Annotated in this window: 2 protein-coding genes and 1 pseudogene; all 3 read left to right on the top strand. The window is 62.0% G+C overall.

All coding sequences use genetic code 11. The annotated features are described in order from the left end of the window. The first annotated feature begins 145 nt into the window (after nucleotides 1–145). The 3 genes and pseudogenes from IWX65_RS17365 to IWX65_RS17355 all read left to right on the top strand — a co-directional run bounded on the left by IWX65_RS17365 (nucleotide 146) and on the right by IWX65_RS17355 (nucleotide 2,354). Nucleotides 146–402 (top strand): annotated as a pseudogene (locus IWX65_RS17365) (cyclophilin-like fold protein). A gap of 88 nt (nucleotides 403–490) precedes the next feature. Further along, nucleotides 491–1,252, top strand: a complete 762-nt coding sequence (locus IWX65_RS17360; protein WP_196884802.1) for an SDR family NAD(P)-dependent oxidoreductase — start codon at nucleotides 491–493, stop codon at nucleotides 1,250–1,252. A 46-nt stretch (nucleotides 1,253–1,298) separates the two neighbouring features. Then, nucleotides 1,299–2,354 (top strand): aldo/keto reductase, encoded by a 1,056-nt coding sequence (locus IWX65_RS17355; protein WP_196884801.1) that lies wholly within the window; start codon nucleotides 1,299–1,301, stop codon nucleotides 2,352–2,354. The last annotated feature ends 380 nt before the right edge of the window (nucleotides 2,355–2,734 follow it).

Genomic DNA, 2,734 nt, shown 5'->3' with positions numbered 1-2,734 from the left:
AGAACACCTGCAGCAGATCCGATCTTATGAAGATGGAGTAGCCCGCCATATCAACACCCATTCGCTAAGTGTTGCAATCACCGCAAGAACCCAAGCAACCCTCAACGACACCCAGGTCGCCCAGGATTTCGTCGCGACCCTCCCGGTGACATTGCCTTGGTTCCGCAACGCCGGCATCGAGTACATCACCGAACTTCCCGCACCCTGACGGAGACGGGCCCGTTTTACATGGACGTGCAACCGGGAGACATCGTCTACTACAACCCGCTGGACAGCATCACCATCATCTACGAGGAGACCAGCTCCGTGCCCACCCTGACCGAGATGGGTGAGATCACCTCGGACCGCAGCGTCTTCGAGGACCTCCCCGATGACGTGGACATGCTCGTCGAGCTCGGCTGACGCACTCCTCCGTCCGCCTCGGGCTGGCGGGCCGCAGGGCCCTCCCTCTCAGGCATTTATCTCGAACTATCAGCAAAGGACACTCCTCGTGAAACTCAGGCTCACTGGAACTATCGCCATCGTCACCGGTGCCAGCAGCGGGATCGGAGACGCAACAGCTCGCCGTCTCGCTGAGCACGGCGCGACCGTCGCCGTCGTCGCCCGCCGGAAAGACCGCCTCGAAGCACTGGTCAACGACATCGAAGCCGCGGGCGGGACAGCTTTCGCTGTCGAGGCAGACATCACCCAACGACCCCAATCCGAACAGGCCGTGAACACCGTCATCGAGCGATTTGGGCGCCTGGACATCCTGATCAATAACGCCGGCCTGATGCTCCTCGGGCCGATCGTCGGTGCCGATATCGAGGAGTGGGAGCGGATGATCGACATCAACCAGAAGGGCCTGCTCTACATGACCAACGCCGCCCTTCCGCACCTGCTCACCGCCGGTGAGGACGGACTGCGTGGCGTCGCGGACATCGTGAACATCTCCTCCATCGCTGGACGTCAGGCCTGGGCGAACTACGGCGTCTACAACATGACCAAGTTCGGGGTGAACGGCTTCACCGAAGCCCTCCGACAGGAAGTCACGCAGAAGTACGTCCGGGTCGGTGTCCTCGAGCCAAAGGCTGTGGCAACAGAGCTGGTGTCCCACAACAGCGACACGGTCAAGGACATGATCACCGCGGCCAAGACCATCCCGGAGCCGCTGGAACCACAGGACATCGCCGACAGCATCGCGTTCATGGTGACCCGCCCCCGCCGAGCCTCCATCGCTGAGCTGTGGAACATGCCCACCTCCCAGGTCTGAGACGACCACCGATCAGCACTCACCCAACCCCTTAACGGAGCACACCATGAAATACCGCATCCTTACCGGCACCGGCGTCAGCGTCTCCAACCTCGCCCTGGGCACCATGGGATTCGGCACCGAAACCCCTGAGAACGACGCGTTCGCGATCCTTGACCGGTTCATCGACGTCGGCGGCAACCTCATCGACACCGCCAACGTCTACGGGGCCGGCGCCTCCGAGGGCGTCCTCGGCCGCTGGTTCGCCGATCGCCCCGACGACATCACCGGCCGGGTCATCCTGGCCACGAAGGCCCGCTTCGGCACAGGACCCGACGCCAACGAAGCAGGCTCCTCCCGCCGGAACCTCGACCGGGCGCTGACCGCATCCCTGCGCAGGCTCGGCCGCGAGAACGTCGACCTCTATCAGCTCCACGGCTGGGATCCCCTCACCCCCATCGAGGAAACCCTGACCTTCCTCGACGCCGCCGTGCGCGCCGGAAAGATCCACTACATCGGCCTGTCCAACTTCACCGGCTGGCAGATGCAACTCAGCCTCGACACCGCAAGTGCCCTTGGACTGCAGGTCCCCGTCACCCTGCAACCCCAGTACAGCCTCCTCTCCCGCGAGATCGAGTACGAAATCATTCCCTCCGCCCTGCACAACAACATCGGACTGCTGCCCTGGTCACCGCTGGCATCGGGGTTCCTCAGCGGCAAATACACCAAGGGTGACAAGCCCGGCAGGGATACGCGTGCCGGGGCCGGGAATCCGATGATGGAGCACATCTACGGTGACCTCGCCGCGAAGGACCAGAACTGGGACACCCTCGACGGCGTCCGGGACATCGCCGACACCACAGGTACGACACCAGCCCAGATAGCGCTCAGCTGGGTCGCGAACCGGCCCGGCGTCGTCGCGCCCATCATCGGCGCGAGAACCCTCAACCAGCTCGAGCAGAACCTGCCCGCGGGTGAGCTCGTGCTCGATGCCGAAACCACCAGCCGCCTTGACGAGGTCAGCGCCCCAACACCAAACGACTACCCCTACGGGCCGTTCGGTGAGAAGCAACGAAGACGCTACATCGACTCCAGCGACCAAGCAATCAGCGAACTCTTCTAACCCAAACAAGACATAACAGCAGCCAGCCCTTCTTCGCGCCCCGGGCAAAGGGCCAACTACCTTCGGCTCTCTCCTGAGCCCTCCACACGTACCATCCATGTGGTAGGGATACACCTCAGCACGGGAGATTATTAATGCTCTGTGAACGAGCCCCATAAAACATCTCTCACACTCAGAGCCGAAAGCGGCGCACCCAATTCTCGGCTTGTGCCCAAGACCTATATAAACCGAACAGCGTTAGCGATACACCCGGCCAAAGAATCATCGCCTAGCACCGCGTATGAGGATGGGCGGATTCTGGCGGTCATTGCAACAGGAGGTTTTCGATCAGTTCGATCGGTTTTTGAAACCCTAGTCTTTTTCGTGGTCGGTCATTGAGC

Source organism: Arthrobacter sp. CAN_A214, assembly GCF_015751955.1.
Classification (GTDB): domain Bacteria; phylum Actinomycetota; class Actinomycetes; order Actinomycetales; family Micrococcaceae; genus Arthrobacter_D.
The sequence above is the reverse complement of the archived record's forward strand: the minus strand, read 5'-3'. Positions and strand labels throughout refer to the sequence as shown.

What these genes read in the sequence shown, in the direction of transcription:
- IWX65_RS17355 (WP_196884801.1), top strand. Translation starts at nt 1,299, where the DNA reads ATGAAATACCGCATCCTTACCGGCACCGGCGTCAGCGTCTCCAACCTC.